At 73.5% G+C, this 19,165-nt stretch carries 21 protein-coding genes; 14 read left to right on the top strand and 7 right to left on the bottom strand.

Going from position 1 to position 19,165, the window contains the following annotated elements:
• Positions 1-179 precede the first annotated feature (179 nt).
• From ABZ923_RS04380 to ABZ923_RS04345, 8 genes are all read left to right on the top strand, one after another.
• Positions 180-1,235 carry a hypothetical protein gene (locus ABZ923_RS04380; RefSeq protein WP_361466623.1) on the top strand — a complete coding sequence of 352 codons (1,056 nt, stop codon included), beginning with the start codon at positions 180-182 and terminating at the stop codon, positions 1,233-1,235.
• Positions 1,236-1,599: 364 nt separating this feature from the next.
• Complete coding sequence (locus ABZ923_RS04375; protein ID WP_361466621.1) at positions 1,600-2,820, top strand: prenyltransferase/squalene oxidase repeat-containing protein; 1,221 nt, start codon at positions 1,600-1,602, stop codon at positions 2,818-2,820.
• Positions 2,817-3,467, top strand: a complete 651-nt coding sequence (locus ABZ923_RS04370) for an SCO2322 family protein (RefSeq protein ID WP_361466620.1) — start codon at positions 2,817-2,819, stop codon at positions 3,465-3,467. The genes ABZ923_RS04375 and ABZ923_RS04370 overlap by 4 nt, the downstream gene beginning before the upstream one ends.
• Positions 3,454-4,620 (top strand): energy-coupling factor transporter transmembrane component T, encoded by a 1,167-nt coding sequence (locus tag ABZ923_RS04365; protein WP_361466619.1) that lies wholly within the window; start codon positions 3,454-3,456, stop codon positions 4,618-4,620. The genes ABZ923_RS04370 and ABZ923_RS04365 overlap by 14 nt, the downstream gene beginning before the upstream one ends.
• Complete coding sequence (locus ABZ923_RS04360; protein ID WP_361466617.1) at positions 4,617-6,323, top strand: ATP-binding cassette domain-containing protein; 1,707 nt, start codon at positions 4,617-4,619, stop codon at positions 6,321-6,323. The genes ABZ923_RS04365 and ABZ923_RS04360 overlap by 4 nt, the downstream gene beginning before the upstream one ends.
• Positions 6,320-7,153: an ECF transporter S component gene (locus ABZ923_RS04355; protein WP_361466615.1), complete on the top strand. Its 834-nt coding sequence runs from the start codon at positions 6,320-6,322 to the stop codon at positions 7,151-7,153. Before ABZ923_RS04360 ends, ABZ923_RS04355 begins: the two co-directional genes overlap by 4 nt.
• A gap of 293 nt (positions 7,154-7,446) precedes the next feature.
• A complete protein-coding gene (locus ABZ923_RS04350; RefSeq protein WP_361466614.1) occupies positions 7,447-7,899 on the top strand; it encodes a transglycosylase SLT domain-containing protein in 453 nt (150 codons plus the stop codon).
• A 157-nt stretch (positions 7,900-8,056) separates the two neighbouring features.
• Positions 8,057-8,746, top strand: coding sequence for a YoaK family protein (locus ABZ923_RS04345; RefSeq protein WP_361466612.1), 690 nt, complete (start codon positions 8,057-8,059; stop codon positions 8,744-8,746).
• Between the two features lie 27 nt (positions 8,747-8,773).
• On the opposite strand, the gene ABZ923_RS04340 is transcribed toward ABZ923_RS04345, so the two are convergent.
• Positions 8,774-10,009, bottom strand: a complete 1,236-nt coding sequence (locus tag ABZ923_RS04340; protein WP_361466609.1) for a cytochrome P450 — start codon at positions 10,007-10,009, stop codon at positions 8,774-8,776.
• Between the two features lie 230 nt (positions 10,010-10,239).
• On the opposite strand from ABZ923_RS04340, the gene ABZ923_RS04335 reads away from it, so the two are divergent.
• Positions 10,240-11,409, top strand: a complete 1,170-nt coding sequence (locus ABZ923_RS04335; RefSeq protein WP_361466607.1) for a steroid 3-ketoacyl-CoA thiolase — start codon at positions 10,240-10,242, stop codon at positions 11,407-11,409.
• Here the strand turns inward: ABZ923_RS04335 and ABZ923_RS04330 are convergent.
• Positions 11,393-11,590 (bottom strand): DUF397 domain-containing protein, encoded by a 198-nt coding sequence (locus tag ABZ923_RS04330; protein ID WP_361466605.1) that lies wholly within the window; start codon positions 11,588-11,590, stop codon positions 11,393-11,395. The genes ABZ923_RS04335 and ABZ923_RS04330 overlap by 17 nt on opposite strands.
• Positions 11,562-12,398 (bottom strand): helix-turn-helix transcriptional regulator, encoded by an 837-nt coding sequence (locus ABZ923_RS04325; RefSeq protein WP_361466602.1) that lies wholly within the window; start codon positions 12,396-12,398, stop codon positions 11,562-11,564. The genes ABZ923_RS04330 and ABZ923_RS04325 overlap by 29 nt, the downstream gene beginning before the upstream one ends.
• Positions 12,399-12,506: 108 nt before the next feature.
• On the opposite strand from ABZ923_RS04325, the gene ABZ923_RS04320 reads away from it, so the two are divergent.
• Complete coding sequence (locus ABZ923_RS04320; protein WP_361466925.1) at positions 12,507-12,893, top strand: ATP-binding protein; 387 nt, start codon at positions 12,507-12,509, stop codon at positions 12,891-12,893.
• On the opposite strand, the gene ABZ923_RS04315 is transcribed toward ABZ923_RS04320, so the two are convergent.
• Positions 12,866-13,960: an alkene reductase gene (locus tag ABZ923_RS04315; RefSeq protein WP_361466600.1), complete on the bottom strand. Its 1,095-nt coding sequence runs from the start codon at positions 13,958-13,960 to the stop codon at positions 12,866-12,868. The two genes, ABZ923_RS04320 and ABZ923_RS04315, sit on opposite strands and share 28 nt — an antisense overlap.
• A gap of 143 nt (positions 13,961-14,103) precedes the next feature.
• On the bottom strand, positions 14,104-15,114 hold the full coding sequence (locus ABZ923_RS04310) for an AsnC family transcriptional regulator (RefSeq protein ID WP_361466598.1): 1,011 nt from the start codon (positions 15,112-15,114) through the stop codon (positions 14,104-14,106).
• Between the two features lie 260 nt (positions 15,115-15,374).
• Here ABZ923_RS04310 and proP point away from each other — a divergent pair, with 260 nt between their 5' ends.
• A complete protein-coding gene (gene proP, locus ABZ923_RS04305; RefSeq protein ID WP_361466595.1) occupies positions 15,375-16,748 on the top strand; it encodes a glycine betaine/L-proline transporter ProP in 1,374 nt (457 codons plus the stop codon).
• Between the two features lie 187 nt (positions 16,749-16,935).
• Complete coding sequence (locus ABZ923_RS04300; protein WP_361466593.1) at positions 16,936-17,607, top strand: O-methyltransferase; 672 nt, start codon at positions 16,936-16,938, stop codon at positions 17,605-17,607.
• Between the two features lie 25 nt (positions 17,608-17,632).
• On the opposite strand, the gene ABZ923_RS04295 is transcribed toward ABZ923_RS04300, so the two are convergent.
• Positions 17,633-18,025: a hypothetical protein gene (locus ABZ923_RS04295; protein ID WP_361466590.1), complete on the bottom strand. Its 393-nt coding sequence runs from the start codon at positions 18,023-18,025 to the stop codon at positions 17,633-17,635.
• 110 nt (positions 18,026-18,135) lie between these two features.
• On the opposite strand from ABZ923_RS04295, the gene ABZ923_RS04290 reads away from it, so the two are divergent.
• Complete coding sequence (locus tag ABZ923_RS04290) at positions 18,136-18,576, top strand: DUF1992 domain-containing protein (protein WP_361466588.1); 441 nt, start codon at positions 18,136-18,138, stop codon at positions 18,574-18,576.
• On the opposite strand, the gene ABZ923_RS04285 is transcribed toward ABZ923_RS04290, so the two are convergent.
• Positions 18,565-18,981: a hypothetical protein gene (locus tag ABZ923_RS04285; RefSeq protein ID WP_361466585.1), complete on the bottom strand. Its 417-nt coding sequence runs from the start codon at positions 18,979-18,981 to the stop codon at positions 18,565-18,567. The two genes, ABZ923_RS04290 and ABZ923_RS04285, sit on opposite strands and share 12 nt — an antisense overlap.
• Between ABZ923_RS04285 and ABZ923_RS04280 the strand changes: the two genes are divergently transcribed.
• A partial coding sequence (locus tag ABZ923_RS04280; protein ID WP_361466582.1) for a hypothetical protein occupies positions 18,980-19,165 on the top strand: 186 nt, incomplete at its 3' end. The genes ABZ923_RS04285 and ABZ923_RS04280 overlap by 2 nt on opposite strands.

Below are 19,165 nucleotides of genomic sequence, written 5' to 3'. Positions count from 1 at the left end.
CGACCAGACGTGACAACGCTCCCTGCCAAATTACGCAGCTATCGTTGACAGTTGGGGGCGCTGTGGGTGAGGATCACTGCACGGAGAGCAAGATCCGACCCGCCCCGGGTGCCGCCTATGGGGGAGCGGCACCCGGGGTGTTTCTTGTCCGCCCTCTCCTCTAGGAAGGTCCAGGCACCATGGCGCAGCCCGTCGTGCTCCTCGGGGCCGGCCGCCGGGAGACGTGCGACGACTTCCCGCTGGCCCGGATCGCCGCGCTCCGCCCGGTCGTCCTGGTCGACCCGGATCCGCCCGCCTGGGCGCGCCCGTACCTCTCGGCGCACCTCGCGGCCGACCCGGCCCGGGAGGCCCAGGCGGCGGAGGCGGTCCTGGCGTACGCGGCCGGGCATCCGGTCGCCGGCGTCCTGACCTGGTCCACGCAGCACGTGGCCGCCGCCGCGCGGATCACCGGCCGGCTGGGGTTACCGGGCCTGCCGTACGAGACGGCCGCGGCCTGCGCCGACCCGGTGGCGTTACAGGCCCTGCTCCTGCGGCACCGGCTGCCGACGGCCGGACCCGGTGACCCGCAGGAGCCGCCCGACCCGCTGGTGTCCGCCGAGACGGTGGTCCTGGACGACGAGGTCCGCATCGTCGCTCTCACCCGTACGACCCCGGGCCCGCCGCCCGCCCGTGTCGCGCTGCGGCACAGCGTCCACGCCCACGACGGCCTGCTGCACAACCGTTTCCTGCGCCAGTGCGTCGAGCGGACCGTCCGCGCCCTGGGCCTGAGCCACACGGTCGCGCACGTCACCCTCCGGCTGACGGCCCGCGGCCCCCGCGTCCTCGACGTCGCCCCGCACCTCCCCGGCGACCTGATCCCGCTGCTGGTGGAGCGCGCCACCGGTGTCGACCTGGCCGAGGCCGCGGCCGCCCTCGCCACCGGCCGGCACCCCGAACTGACCCCCACCCGCCAGCAGGCGGCCGCCGTCCAGTTCGCCTACCCGACCGTGACCGGCCGCCTGACCGGCCTCCACCTGGACCCCGCGGCCGACGAGGACCCGGCCGCCGACCGCATGGTCCTGACCCACCGCCCCGGCGCCCCGGTGACGGCGGCCCCGCACGCGAACGCCGGCGACCGCCTGGCCCACTGGGTGGTCACGGCCGAGACCCCCACGGACTGCGAGACGGCCCTGCGCCGCCTGGCCCACCACCTGACGGCGACGGTCCTCCCGACGACCGACGTGTACGCGGCCTAGCCCCCGTTCACCGCCCCGCGGCCCGTGACCCCGGTCACCGCTCCCCTGTGCCGACGGCCACCCCCCGGCCGTCGCGGGGCGGCCGGTAAAGTGGCGGGGTCGTCATCACACCCGTACGGGGGGAAGCCGGTGCAATTCCGGCGCTGAATCTCCCTCAGCTCCCGGCTGCGCTCGCGCCGGGGGTGCCCCCAGCCGTGTGCCGCCGGAAGGGGCGGTGAGCCGGTCTGCCCCGGGCGGGACGTTGACCGACTCGCGTGCGCCGGCGGTCCGCCGCGCACGGCACCGTCGAGGTCTACGGAGCCGAGCCGCCCGGGGTGTCTCCCGTGCGCTGCCCGGCTCCCCACAGGAGAGGCAGTCGCCGACCATGAACGTCCGCCGCAGTGCCGCGGCTCTCGCCGCCGTAGGCGTGCTGGCCGCCGCCGCGCCCGCCACGGCCGCCGACCCGTCCCCGTCCGCGTCCCCGAAGGTGACGGTCCCGCACGGCCTGTACGGCAAGGGCGACCCGACGTACGACGGCGTGTGGCGGCAGTCGCTCACGCTGCTCGCCCAGCGCACGCTCGGCTACCGGCCCGCCCCCGCGGCCGTGGACTGGCTCGGCGGGCAGCAGTGCGCGAACGGCTCCTTCGCCGCCTTCCGCGCCGACACCGCCAAGCCCTGCGACGACAAGACCAAGTCCGACACCAACAGCACGGCCGCCGCCGTCCAGGCCCTGGCCGCGACCGGCGGACACGGCGCGGCCGTCGGCAAGGCCGTGGACTGGCTGAAGTCCGTGCAGAACAAGGACGGCGGCTGGGGCTACTACCCGGGCGGCCCCAGCGACACCAACTCCACCTCGGTCGTCATCGGCGCGCTCACCGCGGCCGGCACCGACCCGGCGAGCGTCCACAGGTCCGGCAAGTCGCCGTACGACGCGCTGCCCGCCTGGTCCCTCCCCTGCGACCAGGACGGCGGCGGCGCCCTCGCCTACCAGGCGGACAAGAAGGGCAAGCTGCTCGCCAACGCGGACGCGACGGCGGCCGGCGTGCTGGGCGCGCTCGGCAAGGGGTTCGCGGCGGAGGCCGGCAAGTCCCCGGCGCAGGACGCCTGTGCCGAGGCCGACCACCCGACCCGCGAGCAGGTCGCCGACAACGCCGGCGCGTACCTGGCGACGGCGCTCGCGAAGACCGGGCACCTCCGGTCGACCCTGCCCGGCGCCAAGGACCAGCCCGACTACGGCAACACGGCGGACGCCGTCGTCGCGCTCGCCGCGGACGGCCGGACCGAGCCGGCGAAGAAGGCGTACGCCTGGCTGGAGAAGAACGCCGGCCCGTGGGCGGTGCAGAGCGGCCCCGCCGCGTACGCCCAGTTGATCCTCGCCGCCCACGCGATCGGCGAGCAGCCGGGCGACTTCAACGGCACCAGCCTGGTCGGCTCCCTCAACGCGCTCGGCCCCGCCCCCTACATGGACTCCGCCACGGGGCACTCGGAGAGCGCGGAGGAGTCCGACGACTCGGACAACGGTGTCTGGTGGATCGTCGGCGTCGGGCTCGTCGCCGGCATCGGCATCGGCTTCCTGCTGAGCGGCCGGAAGAAGCGCCGGTCGTGACCCTCGTCCGCCGTGCCGTGCCGGTGCTCGCCGCCGGGTTCGCCGCGCTGCTGCTGTTCGCCTCCGCCGGTCCGGCCGGGGCCGCCGGCTACCGCTACTGGTCCTTCTGGGAGCGCGCCGGCGGGCACTGGACGTACGCCACGCAGGGGCCGGCGACCGTCCGCCCCGACGACGGCGCGGTGCAGGGCTTCCGGTTCGCGGTGAGCGCGGACTCGGCGGACGCGAGCCGCCCGCGCGGCACGGCGGACTTCACCTCCGTCTGCGCCGGTACGCCCGCCGCTCCCGGCAGGAAGCGCGTGGCCCTCGTCCTCGACTTCGGCACCCGCGCGGACGCGCCGGCCGGGGAGACGCCGCCGGGTCGCCGTACGGCCTGCGCGCGGGTAGCGGAGGACGCGACCAGCGCCGACGCGCTGGCCGCCGTGGCCAAGCCGCTCCGGTACGACACCAACGCCCTGCTGTGCGCGATCGCCGGGTATCCGGCGACGGGGTGCGGCGAGCAGGTCTCCGCCGAGGGCGAGCGGAGCGGAAGCGGACACGGAAGCGGGAGCGGACCTTCGCTGGGGCTGCCGATCGGTGTGGGGGTGGTCGCCCTGCTGGCGGGGGCGGCGGTGTGGCAGGCACGGCGGCGGCGCGATGAGTCCGCGTGAGCGGGAGCGGTCGTACGGGGGCGCGGTGGCCGGCCGCACGGTTCCCCGCGCCCCCGAGGGGGTGCGGCCGCCGGGCGACGGCCCCGGCGCCCGGCGCCGGGCGGCTGTGCACCCCGGGGCCTGGTGGGCCTGGGCGATATGCCTCGGGACCGCTGCCACCCGGACCACGAACCCCCTCCTGCTCGGCCTGCTCACAGCGGTCTCCGCGTACGTCGTGGCCACGCACCGCTCCCCCACTCCCTGGGGCCGCTCCTACACCGCCTTCGTGAAGGTCGCCCTCGCCGTCGTGTGCATCCGCGTCGTGTTCGCGGTGGCGCTCGGCTCCCCGATCCCGGGCACGCACATCCTGCTCACGCTGCCCGAAGTCCCGCTGCCGCACTGGGCGCAGGGCATCCGGCTGGGGGGCCGGGTCACCGCGGAGGCGGTCGTCTTCGCCGTCTACGACGGGCTGAAGCTCGCCACCCTGCTCATCTGCGTCGGCGCGGCGAACGCCCTCGCCGGCCCGACCCGGCTGCTCAAGTCCCTGCCCGGCGCGCTGTACGAGACGGGCGTGGCCGTGGTCGTCGCCCTCACCTTCGCGCCGCATCTGATCGCCGACGTGCAGCGGCTGCGCGCCGCCCGCCGGCTGCGCGGCCGGCCGGACCGGGGCCTGCGGGGGCTGCTCCAGGTGGGACTGCCGGTCCTGGAGGGCGCGTTGGAGCGCTCGGTCGCGCTCGCCGCCGCGATGGAGTCCCGCGGCTACGGCCGTACCGCCGAGGTGCCCGCCCGGGTCCGCCGTACGACGACCGCGCTCACCCTGGGCGGCCTGCTCGGGGTGTGCGCGGGAACGTACGGGCTGCTGACGGCGGAAGGGGGCGCGTACGGGCTTCCCCTGCTGCTCGCCGGAGTCGTCGCCGCGCTGGCGGGGCTTCGGCTGGGTGGCCGGCGTTCGCCGCGGACGCGGTACCGCCCGGACCCGTGGGGGCCGCGCGCCTGGCTGGTCACGGGTTCCGGTGCCGTGGTGGCCGCGCTGCTCACGCTCGCCTCCGTCCGCGATCCGCAGGCCCTGCACCCGGGGGTCGTACCGCTGGTCGCGCCCGCCCTCCCGCTCTGGCCGGCCGCGGCCGTCCTGCTCGCCCTGCTGCCCGCCTTCGTCCCCAGGGAGCATCCGTGATCCGCTTCGAGGATGTCAGCGTGACGTACGAGGGTGCCGCCGAACCCACCGTCACCGGTGTGGACTTCGAGGTGCCCGAGGGTGAACTGGTGTTGCTCGCCGGTCCGTCCGGGGTCGGCAAGTCGACCGTGCTGGGCGCGGTCAGCGGGCTGGTCCCGCACTTCACCGGCGGCACCCTGCGCGGCCGTGTGACGGTGGCCGGCCGGGACACCCGTACCCATCAGCCGAGGCACCTGGCCGACGTGGTCGGCACGGTGGGCCAGGATCCGCTGGCGCACTTCGTGACGGACACCGTGGAGGACGAACTCGCCTACGGCATGGAGTCGCTGGGCCTCGCCCCGGAGGTGATGCGGCGCCGGGTGGAGGAGACCCTGGACCTGCTGGGCCTCGCCGGGCTGCGGGACCGCCCGATCGCCGCCCTGTCGGGCGGGCAGCGCCAGCGGGTCGCGATCGGCTCCGTGCTCACCCCGCACCCGCGGGTGCTGGTCCTGGACGAGCCGACCTCGGCGCTGGACCCGGCCGCCGCGGAGGAGGTGCTGGCCGTGCTGCAACGGCTGGTGCACGACCTGGGGACGACGGTCCTGATGGCCGAGCACCGCCTGGAGCGGGTGATCCAGTACGCCGACCGCGTGGTCCTGCTCCCGGCTCCGGGCGCCGCCCCGGTCGTGGGCCCGCCGGCCGAGGTCATGGCCGTCTCCCCGGTCTACCCCCCGGTGGTGGCCCTGGGCCGCCTGGCCGGCTGGTCCCCGCTCCCGCTCACCGTCCGCAACGCCCGCCGCCAGGCCGCGGCCCTGCGGGACCGGCTGGCCCGCGCGGCCGCGGACCCGGGCGGCACCCGGCCGGCGCCGGCGAGCGCCCCCGCCCCCGCCCGGCAGCGGCCGGGCGCGCCCGGCACGCCCCGCCGCTCCCTGTTCCGCCGCCGCCCCGCGCCCACCGGCGAACCCCCGCGCCCGCACGTCGCCGAGGTGCGCGCCCTCTCCGTCCGCCGCGACCGCGTCCAGGCCCTCCGCCGGGTGGACCTGACCGTGGCTCCCGGCGAGACCATCGCCCTCATGGGCCGCAACGGCGCCGGCAAGTCCACCCTGCTCGGCTCGCTCGTCGGGCTCCTGGCGCCCACCTCCGGAGACGTCACCGTCGGCGGACTCGCCCCCCACCGCACCGGGCCCAAGGACCTCGTGCGCCACGTCGGTCTCGTCCCCCAGGACCCACGCGACCTGCTGTACGCGGACACGGTCGCGGCCGAGTGCGCGGCGGCCGACCGGGACGCGGGCGCCGAGCCCGGCACCTGCCGGTCGCTGGTGTCGGGCCTGCTGCCGGACATCACGGACGACACGCATCCGAGGGACCTGTCGGAGGGCCAGTGCCTGGCGCTCGCGCTGGCCGTGGTGCTGACCGCCCGCCCTCCCCTGCTCCTGCTGGACGAGCCGACCCGCGGCCTGGACTACGCGGCCAAGGCCCGTCTGGTCGCCGTACTGCGCGGGCTCGCGGCGGAGGGGCACGCGATCGTGCTGGCCACGCACGACGTGGAGCTGGCCGCCGAGCTGGCCCACCGGGTGGTGCTGCTCGCCGAGGGCGAGGTGATCGCGGACGGTCCGACGGCCGAGATCGTGGTGTCGTCCCCTTCCTTCGCGCCGCAGGTGACGAAGATCCTGGCCCCGCAGCGGTGGCTGACGGTGGCCGAGGTCCGGGAGGCCCTGGCATGAGCCGCACCCCACCGGGCGCACGCGTCCGTGCCGTCCGCCTCGGCCCCCGCTCGCTGGCCGCGCTCGCGCTGACCAGTGCCGTCGGGGTGGCCGCCCTGTTCTGGCCCTTCCTCGCCCCGCCCGCCTCGCACCTGAGCGCCCACGCCCAGGACGCTCCGTGGTTCTTCGCGGGTCTGCTGGTCCTGCTGGTGGCGATCGTGGCGGCGACGATCTCGGAGTCGGACCTCGGGCCGAAGGCCGTGGCCATGCTGGGCGTGCTGGCCGCGACGGGGGCGGCGCTGCGGCCGATCGGCGCGGGTACGGCGGGGATCGAGCCGATGTTCTTCCTGATGGTGCTGAGCGGGCGGGTGCTCGGCCCCGGCTTCGGGTTCACCCTGGGCTCGGTGACGATGTTCGCGTCCGCGCTGCTCACGGGCGGGGTCGGGCCGTGGCTGCCGTTCCAGATGCTGTCGATGGGCTGGTTCACCATGGGCGCGGGCCTGCTGCCGGGCCCGGTGCGGCTGCGCGGCCGGGCGGAGCTGCTGATGCTCGCCGGGTACGGCTTCCTGGCGGCCTTCGCCTACGGCGCGGTGATGAACCTGGCCGGCTGGACCTTCCTGGACAGCGCCGCCTCGAACATCTCCTTCACCGCCGGTGCCCCGGTCGCCGTGAACCTGGCCCGCTTCGTGGCGTACTGCGTGGCCACCTCGCTCGGCTGGGACCTGGGCCGGGCCGTCTGCACGGTGGTGCTGACCCTCGTGCTCGGCCCGGCGGTGCTGCGGGCGCTGCGCCGGGCGACCCGGCGGGCCGCTTTCGAGACCGCGGTCACATTCGACGGTCCCGCTGCGTGAGGACTCGCCTGCGTTCCGTGAGCGGGACGGTGAAGCACCCCACATGACGCACGTCACCTACGAGCCGGGATCGTAGTCCTATTTGTCCGATACCCCCTTTCTTGCACCCCTTCTGACCTGCGGATTGCGAGCCACGTCACAGAGGGGACGTTTACCTACTATCCGGCCACAACTAGTAAAAGGGGTCATTGCGGACGGCTTCCGGGCCTGCTTCTCTGGACGACGTCGCCAGGCACCACGAGCCCGACCGGGCCGCGGCGCCGACGCATACGGCCACAGCGCGTGGTCCTTCCATGCGGGCGACCCACTGTCCCCGACGTAAGAGGTTCTCCGTGTCCTTCTCCTTCATCCGCCGCATCGCTTCCCCGAAGAAGGCCCTCACCACCGCCGCCGTGGCCGCCGCCACCGCCGGTCTGGCTCTGACCGCGGCCCCCGCCCAGGCCGCCACCACCTCCGCCTCCTCCGCCCAGGCGATCGCGCACCGGATGATCCCGGACGCCGCGCAGTTCAACGCCTTCAGCAAGATCGTCGAGCACGAGAGCGGCTGGAACCCCGCCGCCACCAACAGCGCCTCCGGCGCCTACGGCCTGGTCCAGGCGCTGCCGGCCTCGAAGATGTCCTCCGCGGGCGCCGACTGGAAGACCAACCCGGCCACCCAGATCAAGTGGGGTCTGGACTACATGAACTCCCGCTACGGCAGCCCGGTCAAGGCCTGGAACTTCTGGCAGGCCAACGGCTGGTACTGAGCCGCCGCACCCCGGCAGCACCCCGGCTGACCCGGCACCCGCACCCGCACCCTCGCCTCCGCTCGGCGAGGGTGCGCGCGCATGTCCGGGCACGCACGCCGGCCGCCGTTCCCTACCGTGTCCCCGTGGTGGCACCTCGCAGGACCGCGGAGGAACGATGACGACACCGACGGCACCGGTGGAGCGGGACCCGGAGACGCGCGGGCTGCGGCTGGTGGCCGTACTCCTGATGCTCACCGTCGTCAGCGGCCTGATCGACGCCGTCAGTTATCTGGGGCTGGGCCGGGTCTTCACGGCCAACATGACCGGCAACGTGGTCGTGCTCGGCTTGGCCGCGGCCGGCGCCCCCGGTTTCTCCGTCCCGCTCACGGCCACGTCCCTGGTCTGCTTCCTGCTCGGCGCGGTGGCGGGCGGCCGGACGGCGGCCCGCTTCGGCCGGGGCTCGCGCCGCCGCTGGACCCGGCTGAGCCTGGCCGCCGAGGCGGTGCTGGTCGGCGGGTCGGCGGCGGTGGCCTTCGCCTGGCCGGGCACCACCGGCACCCGGTACGCCCTGATCGCCCTCACCGCCTTCGCGCTGGGCCTGCGCAACGCGACGGTCCGCAAGCTGGGCGTGCCCGATCTGACCACCACCGTCCAGACGATGACCCTCACCGCCCTCGCCTCCGAGTCCCGCCTCGGCGACGCCACGGGCCACCGCTCCCCCCGCCGCTCGGCCTCGGTCCTCGCCATGGCCGGCGGCGCCTGCCTGGGCGCCTGGCTGGTCCTCCACCACGGCCTGGGCATCCCGCTCCTGCTCGCGGCACTGGCGTCGGCAGTGATGGCGGTGCTCGCGTCGGGCCGGGAGTGACTCGGCCGGGAGCCGCCCTACTCCCGGTCAACCGGCGCTGACCCGCAGCTCCTTCACCCCGTTGATCCACGCGGAGCGCAGCCGGCGCGGGGGGTCGGCCAGGTGGAGGTCGGGCATGGTGTCGGCGACCGCGTTGAAGATGAGGTCGATCTCCAGGACCGCGAGGGACTTGCCGAGGCAGTAGTGGGGACCGCCTCCGCCGAAGCCCAGGTGGGGGTTGGGATCGCGGGTGATGTCGAAGCTGTCGGGGTCGGTGAAGACCTCGGGGTCGTGGTTGGCGGAGGCGTAGAAGAGCCCGACCCGGTCGCCCTTCCTGACGGAGGCCCCGCCCAGCTCCGTGTCCTGGGTCGCCGTCCGCTGGAAGGAGTTGACCGGGGTCGCCCAGCGGACGATCTCCTCGGCCGTGGTCGACGGGCGCTCGCGGCGGAAGAGGTCCCACTGGTCGGGGTGGGTGAGGAACGCGTGCATGCCGTGGGTGATGGCGTTGCGGGTCGTCTCGTTGCCGGCCACCGCCAGCATCAGCACGAAGAAGCCGAACTCGTCGGAGTTCAGGTTGCCCTCGTCCTCGGCCGCCACCAGGGTCGTCACGATGTCCCGCGCGGGGCAGCGCTTGCGCTCGGCGGCCATGTTCATGGCGTAGGCGATGATCTCGGCGGCCGACTGGCGGCCGACCTCCTCCGTGATCGCGTACTCGGGGTCGTCATAGGCGATCATCTTGTTGGACCAGTCGAAGATCTTGGACCGGTCGTCCTGCGGGACCCCGATCAGCTCGGCGATCGCCTGGAGCGGCAGTTCGCACGCGACCTCGGTGACGAAGTCGAAGGGCCCGGAGCGGGCGCGGGCGGCGGCGACGATCGCCTCGGCGCGGGCCCGCAGCCGCCCCTCCAGCGCGCGGATGGACCGTGGCGTGAACCCGCGCTGCACTATCTGCCGGACCCGCGTATGTTCCGGTGGATCCATGTTGAGCAGGATCAGCCGCTGCGCGTCGATCGCGTCGCGTTCGATGTGCTCGTTGAAGCGGATGATCGCGGTGTTGAGGGAGGACGAGAACAGTTCCGGGTGCGTCGAGACGTACTTGACGTCGGCGTGCCTGGTCACGGCCCAGTAGCCGGTGTCGGCGAAGCCCGCGATGCCGTGCGGCTGCGGGATCCAGCGGACCGGCTCGGTGCGGCGCAGCTCGGCGAACTCCGGGAGGGGCACACGGTGGTGCAGCAGATCGGGGTCGGTGAGGTCGAACCCGTCGGGCAGCGCTGGACAGGGCATCGGCGACTCCAGCCATCTGACGGTCCATCAGCGGGTGCCGTGAAGGTAGTAACGGGTTCTACAAGTAGCAAGAGGCAGGGCACCCCCAATCGGTGCGGACCGCGCGCGGATCGCACCCTCGGCACCTGCAAGACCCTTGCGGTGATGGACGTCACGTCAGCAGACTGCTGAGCAGAACTAGAACGCGTACTAGTTCTGGAGGAGAGCCCTCTCGGAGAGGACCCGCACCCATGGCCGCCGAACCCGTGATCGTCGAAGCCGTCCGCACCCCGATCGGCAAGCGCGGCGGCGCGCTCGCCAACCTGCACCCCGCCTACCTCCTGGGCGAGACCTACCGTGAACTCCTCGGCCGCACCGGCATCCCCGCCGACGCCGTCGAGCAGATCGTCGGCGGCACGGTGACGCACGCCGGCGAGCAGTCCATGAACCCCGCGCGCACGGCCTGGCTGACCATGGGGCTGCCGTACGAGACGGCGGCCACGACGGTCGACTGCCAGTGCGGGTCCTCGCAGCAGGCCTCGCACATGGTGGCCAACATGGTCGCGGCCGGGGTGATCGACGTCGGCATCAGCTGCGGTGTCGAGGCGATGTCCCGCGTCCCGCTGGGCTCGGGCTCCAAGCACGGCCCCGGCAAGCCGTTCCCCGACGAGTGGAACGTCGACCTCCCCAACCAGTTCGAGGCGGCCGAGCGGATCGCCCGCCACCGGGACCTGACCCGCGAGCACGTCGACGCGCTGGGACTGCTGTCGCAGGAGCGGGCGGCCCTCGCCTGGGCGGAGGAGCGTTTCAAGCGGGAGACCTTCGCCGTCCAGGTGCCCACGACGGAGGAGGAGCAGTACGCCGGGCAGGGCATGTGGCGCCTGGTGGACAAGGACGAGGGCCTGCGGGACACCACCCCGGAGGCGCTGGCGGGCCTCAAGCCGGTCATGCCGACGGCCGTCCACACCGCCGGCAACTCCTCCCAGATCTCCGACGGCGCGGCGGCGATCATGTGGGCGTCCAAGCGGATGGCTCGCGCCCTGAAGCTGAAGCCCCGGGCCCGTATCGTCGCCCAGGCCCTCGTCGGCGCCGACCCCCACTTCCACCTCGACGGCCCGATCGACGCCACGCGCGCGGTGCTGGGCAAGGCGGGGATGTCCCTGAAGGACATCGACCTCGTGGAGATCAACGAGGCCTTCGCGTCCGTGGTCCTGAGCTGGGCCCGGGTCTTCGAGCAGGACCTGGAGAAGGTCAACGTCAACGGCGGTGCGATCGCCCTGGGCCACCCGGTCGGAGCGACGGGCGCCCGCCTCATCACCACCGCGCTGCACGAACTGGAGCGCGCGGACAAGGAGTTCGCCCTCATCACGATGTGCGCGGGCGGCGGCCTGGCCACCGGCACGATCATTCAGCGGCTGTAGCCGACGTCCAGGTGATGAAGCGGGTGAAGGCGGCGGGGGCGACGGTGAGGATCGGCCCCGCCGGGGTCTTGGAGTCGCGGATGGCGAGGGTGGCGGTGGGGGTTTCGGCGACTTCTACGCACTGGCCGCCCTGGTCACCGCTGTAGCTGGACTTACGCCACTGAATCGCCTTGCTCTGCATAGCGTTCCTCCATCACTCGCCGGATCAGCCCCGCCGAGTCCTTGAGTGAGAGTGCGGCGGCTCGAAGGTGATCGTAACGGAGCGAACAGTCCTTGACCGTGTCCGGATTCGCAGTCGGATGCCCGCTGCCATACCCCTCGGTGTAGACGATGCTCGGGTCCGCGGTGAAGCGGTAGACGTCGAACGGGCCTTGCAAACCCGCGTGCGCGCCGGCTGAGAACGGCAGGATCTGGATGTTGATCAAAGGGTTCGCCTCGAAGGTCAACAGGTGGGCCAGTTGCTCTCGCATCGTCTCCGGGCCGCCCACCTCCTGGAACAGCGCAGCCTCGCTCAGCACGGCCCAGAAGATCGGCGGATCCTTCTTCTCGAAGACACGCTGGCGAGCCAACCGTGCGGCGGTGCGGTCGTCGAGCTTGTTCTGGTGCAGCGCGCCAAGCACCGCACGGGCGTACCTCTCGGTCTGAAGGAGGCCCAACACCAAGTGCTCCTGGAAGGAGGAGATAGCCGTGGCCCGCGCTTCCAGCTCAGCCACCTCCCGGAACCAGGCCGGTAGTTGACTTCGCAACACCAGCTGGACGAGCCGCGAAAGCAACCCACCCGTCCCCAGCGCCGCATCCACCCGCTCGCTGAACTCCAGCGTCGGCACCTTCCTGGCCGTTTCGATCTGGCCGATCAGCGACCCGGTGTAGTTCACGATCTCACCGAGTTGCCGCTGCGTCAGGTCGGCGGCCTCCCGGCACCGGCGCAACTCGAAGCCGTAGTAGTCGAGCGGCGAGGCGCCGGGGTCGAGGGTGTTGATGTTCACCACGGCAAGTCCCCTCCAGGACGCGTTGTGTTCAGCCGGTAGCCCAGCGTAGTGACCCGACGTCAGCCTCGTCCTGTGAACCTGAACTTTCCCCACACCCCCCAGTACCGCATGCAGCTCACCGTGGGCGAGCACTCGGTACGCCACATCCGCCGCATCGTCCGCTCGCTGCTGGACGAGTGGCAGTTGCAGGAGCTGACGTTCGCCGTCGAGCTGGGCGTGAGCGAGCTGGTGACCAATGTCGTACGGCATGTTCCCGACCGGCGCTGCACCCTCCTGGTGGCCCGGCAGACCGCGGGCGTCCGGGCGGAGGTGACCGACGGTTTCGCCGGGCGGCCCCTGCTGGAGCCGGACGCGGACCGGGACGCGGAGGGCGGCCGGGGTCTGGCGCTGCTCGACGCCGTGGTGGACAAGTGGGGGGTGTCGCCGGGGGCCGGCGGCGGGAAGACGGTCTGGTTCGAGTGCGGGTTTCAGGATGCCTCGGCGAGCGCCGGATAGTCGGTGTAGCCGCGGTGGTCGCCCCGGTAGAACGTCCCCTCGTCGGCCGGCGCCAACGGGCTGCCGTCGCGCAGCCGGGTGACCAGGTCGGGGTTGGAGACGAAGAGGGTGCCGAAGGAGAGGATGTCGGCGAGCCCGTCCTCGACCAGGTGCAACTGGCGCGGTCCGGCGGGCCAGTCGGCGTGGGTCTCGTGCGGGTTCAGCATGAGGACGCCGGGCCAGCGCCGCCGCATCCCCGCCGTCAGGTCGCGGTGGCCGGGGAACTCGAACAGGTGCAGGTAGGCCAGGTCGGGGCGCAGCCGGTCGATCAGGCCCAGGTAGAGGTCGTCGAGGTCGTCCTCCACGATGCCGAACGCGGGGCAGCCGGGTGACAACCGCAGGGCGAGGTGCTGCGGCCCGATGCGGTCGGCCACCGCGTCGACGAGTTCCAGGACGAAGCGCCGGCGGCCCTCCAGGGAGCCGCCGTAGCGGTCCGTGCGGAGGTTGGCGGAGCTGGAGAGGAACTGCTGGATGAGATAGCCGTACCCGCCGTGCAGTTCGACCCCGTCGAAACCGGCGTCCATGGCGAGCGCGGCGGAGTCGGCGAAGGCGGAGACGGTGGCCGCGATGTCGTCGCAGGTCATCTCGGTGGGCACCGGGTACGGCTTCCGTACGGCCGGTTCGCCGCCGTGCACGCGGACGTCGCCCTCGGCGGCCACGGGTGAGGGGGCGAGCGGGTGCAGTCCCGCGCCGAGCAGTTCGGGATGGCTGTTGCGGCCCGCGTGCATGAGCTGGGCGAAGATGCGCCCGCCGGCCTCGTGCACACGCCGGGTGACCGGCCGCCAGGACAGCGCCTGGCGTTCGTCGTGCAGGCCCGGGGTGTCGGTGTAGCCCTGCCCCACGGGCTCGGGCTGGAGGCACTCGGAGACGATCAGGCCGGCGGAGGCCCGCTGGGCGTAGTACTCGGCCATCATCGCGGTGGCGCTCAGGCCCTCGCCGTAGGCGCGGCGGCGGGTCAGCGGCGCCATCGCGATGCGGTTGGGCAGCCGCAGCGCGGGCAGGTCGATCGGATCGAAGGGGGTCGGCATGACTGCTCCCGGGAAGAGGGGGGTGGGTGGGACGTCGTCCACCCTCGCCCGGGGACGGGCTGGTTCACCAGCCACGGGCCGGGAACCGCCCCCATCCGACCGGCAGGCACACATCCGGCGAAGTTTTCACCACCGGAGGCCGCTCAGACGCCCCTTTCCGTCTGCGTGCTCGTGCGCTTGAGTGTCTGCAGCACGGGTGCGGTCTGGACGTCCCTGACTCCGGGCAGCGCTGCGACCGGCCCGGTCAGGTAGGCGTACAGGGCCCGGGCGTCCCGCACCTGGACGCTGGTGTAGAGGTTGGTCGGACCCGTGGTCGCGGCGGCGAAGGCGACCTCGGGGTGCCCGGCGAGCGCCGCCCCCGCCGCGGGCAGGTCGGCCGGCGCGACCGACAGCCACAGCGCCGCCTCGCAGGACAGCCCGAGCAGGGCGGGCGAGAAGTCGACGTCGAAATAGAGGCCACCGGAGCGCCGCAGCTCGTTCACCCGGCGCCGCACCGCCGTCGGCGACCATCCCGTGGCGGCGGACAGCTCCCGGAAACCGGCGCGTCCGTCGCGGGCCAGCTCGGCCAGCAGGGGCGCGTCGCCTGCCCGCGGTCCCTCGGTCCGCGACCCGGGCACGGCGGCCGGTACACCGGCGGAGAGCCGGGCGACCTGCTCGGCGGAGAGCGGGCCGCGTTTGACCAGCGGGCTGTTCTGGCCGCCGGCGAAGACGTGCAGGATCTCGTGGGCGTCGAGCCGGGTGACGCGGGGGCTGCGCGGGAGGCGGGAGAACACCGTGGCCGCCCGTCCGCCCACCGCGTCCCGGGTGCGCACCATGCACAGGATCTCCGCCCCGCCCGAGACGAGCTGGACCCACTCCGTCTCCGGCCGCTGCGCCAGCCCCCGCGCCAGACCGGCCGCCGCGTCCGGGGCGCACCCGACGCGCACCAGCCAGTGCTCCTCCCCCGCGGAGCCCGGCCAGGTGAGCCCCGTGACGCGGACCGAGCCGGTGCCGTGCAGCCTGCGGTAGCGCCGGGCCACCGTCTGGTCGGACACGCCGAGCACCTCGCCGACCGCGGAGAAGGAGACCCTCCCGTCGATCTGCAACGCGTGCAGCAGCCCCCGGACCACCGGGTCCGCACCCGCCTCCGTCATCGCGGCATCCCGTTCTCGCACGCGGCCACCCTAGGGGCGGCGGCCGCGGGGCCCCGGTTCCGCGTCCGGGACGCGAGAAGGATCACAGTGATCAGGCGGCATGGCCGGGCCCGAGCGGGCAGACGTACCTGCGTATCCGCGGTTTGGATGCACTCTGCACTTAAGTGCATACGGCACGTAAGGCGCAGAACTCCCCCTATGGTCGATTTTCGGCCCGTCGCACGTCACCGCCGCCGTCCGGGTCCGTCCCTGTTCCCGTCGAAAGGTAGGCGAGTCTCGTTTTGGCGACCGCCACAGCCGTCCTCCCGCATCAGAAGACCCGCCGGGCCGCCAAGGCCCACGACGTCACCGTCACCGACCCCGCGCTCGTCAAGCGCGCCGTGAAGGCGGCCGCGCTCGGCAACGCCATGGAATGGTTCGACTTCGGTGTCTACAGCTACATCGCGGTCACCCTGGGCAAGGTCTTCTTCCCGTCCGGCAACCCGACCGCGCAGCTGCTGTCGACGTTCGGCGCCTTCGCGGCGGCCTTCCTGGTCCGCCCGATCGGCGGCCTCGTCTTCGGTCCGCTGGGCGACCGCGTGGGCCGGCAGAAGGTCCTCGCCGTCACCATGATCATGATGGCGGTCGGTACGTTCGCGATCGGCCTCATCCCGTCCTACGCCACCATCGGCGTCGGCGCGCCGCTGCTGCTGCTCGCCGCCCGGCTGGTGCAGGGCTTCTCCACCGGCGGGGAGTACGCGGGCGCCACGACGTTCATCGCCGAGTACGCGCCCGACAAGAAGCGCGGCTTCCTCGGCAGCTGGCTGGAGTTCGGCACCCTCGCCGGCTACGTCGGCGGCGCGGGCCTGGTCACGCTGATGACCGCCCTGCTGTCCTCGGACGACCTGACGGCCTGGGGCTGGCGCATCCCGTTCCTGATCGCGGGCCCGATGGGCATCATCGGCCTGTACCTGCGGATGCGGCTGGAGGAGACCCCGGCGTTCGCGGCGGAGGTCGAGAAGGCCGAGGCCGCCCGGCCGAAGGTGCCGCTGCGCGAGATGGTCACCGGTCAGTGGAAGTCCCTGCTGCTGTGCATGGCCCTGGTCCTGGTCTACAACGTCACCGACTACATGCTGCTGTCGTACATGCCGAGCTACTTCACCAGCGAGCTGAAGTACGACGAGACGCACGGGCTGCTGGTCGTGCTCGCGGTGATGGTCCTGATGATGGTCGTCCAGCCGTTCGCCGGCGCGCTGACCGACCGGATCGGGCGTCGGCCGGTGATCGCGGCGGGCTGCGCGGGCTTCCTGTTCCTGTCCGTTCCGGCCCTGCTGCTGATCCGCCAGGGCAGCCTGCTGGCCGTCGGCCTGGGCATGGGCGCGCTGGGCCTGCTCCTGGTGTGCTTCACGGCGGCCATGCCGGCCGCACTGCCCGCGCTCTTCCCGACCCGGGTGCGCTACGGGTCCCTGTCCGTCGGCTTCAACGTGTCCGTGTCGCTGTTCGGCGGGACGACCCCGCTGGTCGTCACCGCGCTGATCGGGGCGACGGGCAACATGATGATGCCCGCGTACTACATGATGGCCGCGGCCGTCGTGGGCGGTGTCGCCGTGTGGCGGATGTCGGAGTGCGCGGGACGGCCGCTGCCCGGTTCCGCGCCGTCCGTGGAAGGCCGCTAGGCACCTCAGGGGTGCGGGGCGCCCGCCCGGTGCGGGTCGTCCCGCCCCGCGCGCAGTTCCCCGCGCCCCTCAGGAGCGGCGGTGCCGTCGGTTTCGAGGCGCCGCCCCGGCCTGCCGATCGTCCTGCCGGAGACGGCGCTCTGCTGCGATCATCGGAGCAGGACACTCGGGAAAGGCAGCAGACGCTATGAGCGGGTCGCAGGTCTGGGACGACGTCGACGACTACTTCATCAGCAACCTCTCACCGGACGACGAGGCCCTGTGCGCGGCCCTGCGCGACAGTGATGCCGCCGGGCTGCCCGCCATCGCCGTCACGGCCGCGCAGGGCAAGTTCCTCCAGTTGCTCGCCCAGGTGCAGGGCGCCCGGAACATCCTGGAGATCGGCACGCTCGGCGGGTACAGCACGATCTGGCTGGCCCGCGCCCTGCCCGAGGACGGCAGGCTGATCTCGCTGGAGTACAGCGCCAAGCACGCCGAGGTGGCCGTGCGCAACCTCGCCCGCGCGGGCCTGGACCGGATCGCGGAGGTGCGGGTGGGGCCGGCCCTGGAGTCGCTGCCCAAGCTCGCCGACGAGAACCCGGCCCCCTTCGACCTGGTCTTCATCGACGCGGACAAGGTCAACAACCCGCACTACGTGGAGTGGGCGCTCCGGCTCAGCCGGGCGGGCAGCCTGATCATCCTGGACAACGTGGTGCGCGGCGGCCGGGTGGCCGACGCGGGCAACACCGAGCCGGACGTCGTCGGCACCCGCGCCGCGATCGAACTGATCGCCGGTCACCCCCGGTTGACCGGTACGGCGATCCAGACGGTCGGCAGCAAGGGCTACGACGGGTTCGCGCTGGCCCGCGTGCTGGGCTGAGGCCGCGCACGCACCGCGGGCCGGTTCACAGGTCGTGGTAGAAGCCGACGTTGACGCTGCGCGGTTCGGTGCGGTCCTGGATGACGATCTCGCCGGACCCGCCGTGCGGCAGCGCCACGGTCGCGCCGTAGCCGACGGGCTGCACCTGCGCTCCGAGGGCCAGCCGGACCTCGGACGCCGGGTCGGGCTGGGAGCCGCGCAGCCAGGTCAGGTGCCAGGTGCCGTCCTGGCCGCACTGGAACTCCAGGTGGACGCGGGAGACGAACAGCCAGTCCTCGGGGGTCGCCAGCCGGCACAGCGCCGCGTCGCGGCCGACCCGCAGGACGGCGCCGGGCTCACTGGGGGCCTCGGCCATCGTCATGCCGGCGGTGGCGCCCGTGTCGGCCCCGGAGACGGTGGCCATGGTGAGTTCGAGCACGAGCGGTCCCCCTGAAACGTCCTGGTGTGGTGCTGGTTCGCGGCGGACGGTGCCGTACCGCCGCCGAATGATAAAACGCCCGGCGGGGCCGCGTCCGGCACAATGGGTTCATGACCGAGCGAAAGCCACCGGGTGTGCCGTTCGAGTCCTGGGTGGACAAGCAGATCCGCGACGCGCAGGGGCGCGGGGAGTTCGACCGGCTGCCGGGCGCGGGCGCGCCGCTGCCCTCGGAGGTCGACTCCACGTACGACGAACTGTGGTGGGTCAAGCGGAAGTTGGTGCGTGAGGGGCTCGCCGTGCTGCCGCCCGCGCTCGCGCTGCGCAAGGAGGCGGAGGACGCGCTGGAGGCGGCGTACGCGGCGCCCTCCGAGCGGATCGCCCGGAAGATCATCGAGGATGTCAACGTCCGGATCCGGGACATGATGTTCAAGCCGCCGCCCGGTCCGCCGCTGGGGAAGAAGCCGTACGACGTCGAGGAGGTCGTACGCGAACGGCGGCAGCGCAGGGCTGCCGCCAGGGGTGAGGGGGGCGTGGCCGGTTCAGCCGTGTAGCAGCCGCCCGGCCAGCTCCCGGTAGTCGCGCAGGGCGAGTCGCAGTTGCTCGGTGTCGGTCTCCGCGGCGGGGCCGCGCTCCTCGGTGCCCTGCCAGGACATGCGCAGGGTGCGGCGGCGGCGCGTCACGGCCTCGGTGAACCGCTTGGTGATCTCCTCCAGGGCGCGGTCGGCCTCCTCGACGGCCTCCCTGGGGTCGTCCACGAACCCGACGGCCACCTCGCGCAGCCGGCGCTCCCACCGGTCCGTCTCCTCGTGCGGGAGCAGCGGGGCGCCGGTGCCGGACGCCGCGCCGGCGGTCGCCGGGGCGGCCGGCCAGGAGTCCGTGCCGCGTCCGTTGGCCGTGCGGGCCTCACGCCCGCTGGCCGCAGCGACGGCCGGGGCACCGAGCCCGTCGTCCGGCATGAGTTCGTCCTCGTCGTCCGTGCCGCCGTGCCGGGCAGCCGCGTCCGGACGGCCGGCGCCGGCCGGCCCCGGCCCCCGCGCCGCCGGCCCCGCCCGCCCCCCGGCCCCCCCGGTCGCCCCGGCCGCCCCCACCGACACCGCCGCCGCCTGGGCGGCGGCCTGGAAGGACCTCGGCTACACCTCG

Source organism: Streptomyces sp. NPDC046881 (assembly GCF_040645015.1).
Taxonomy (GTDB): Bacteria; Actinomycetota; Actinomycetes; order Streptomycetales; family Streptomycetaceae; genus Streptomyces.
The sequence above is the reverse complement of the archived record's forward strand: the minus strand, read 5'-3'. Positions and strand labels throughout refer to the sequence as shown.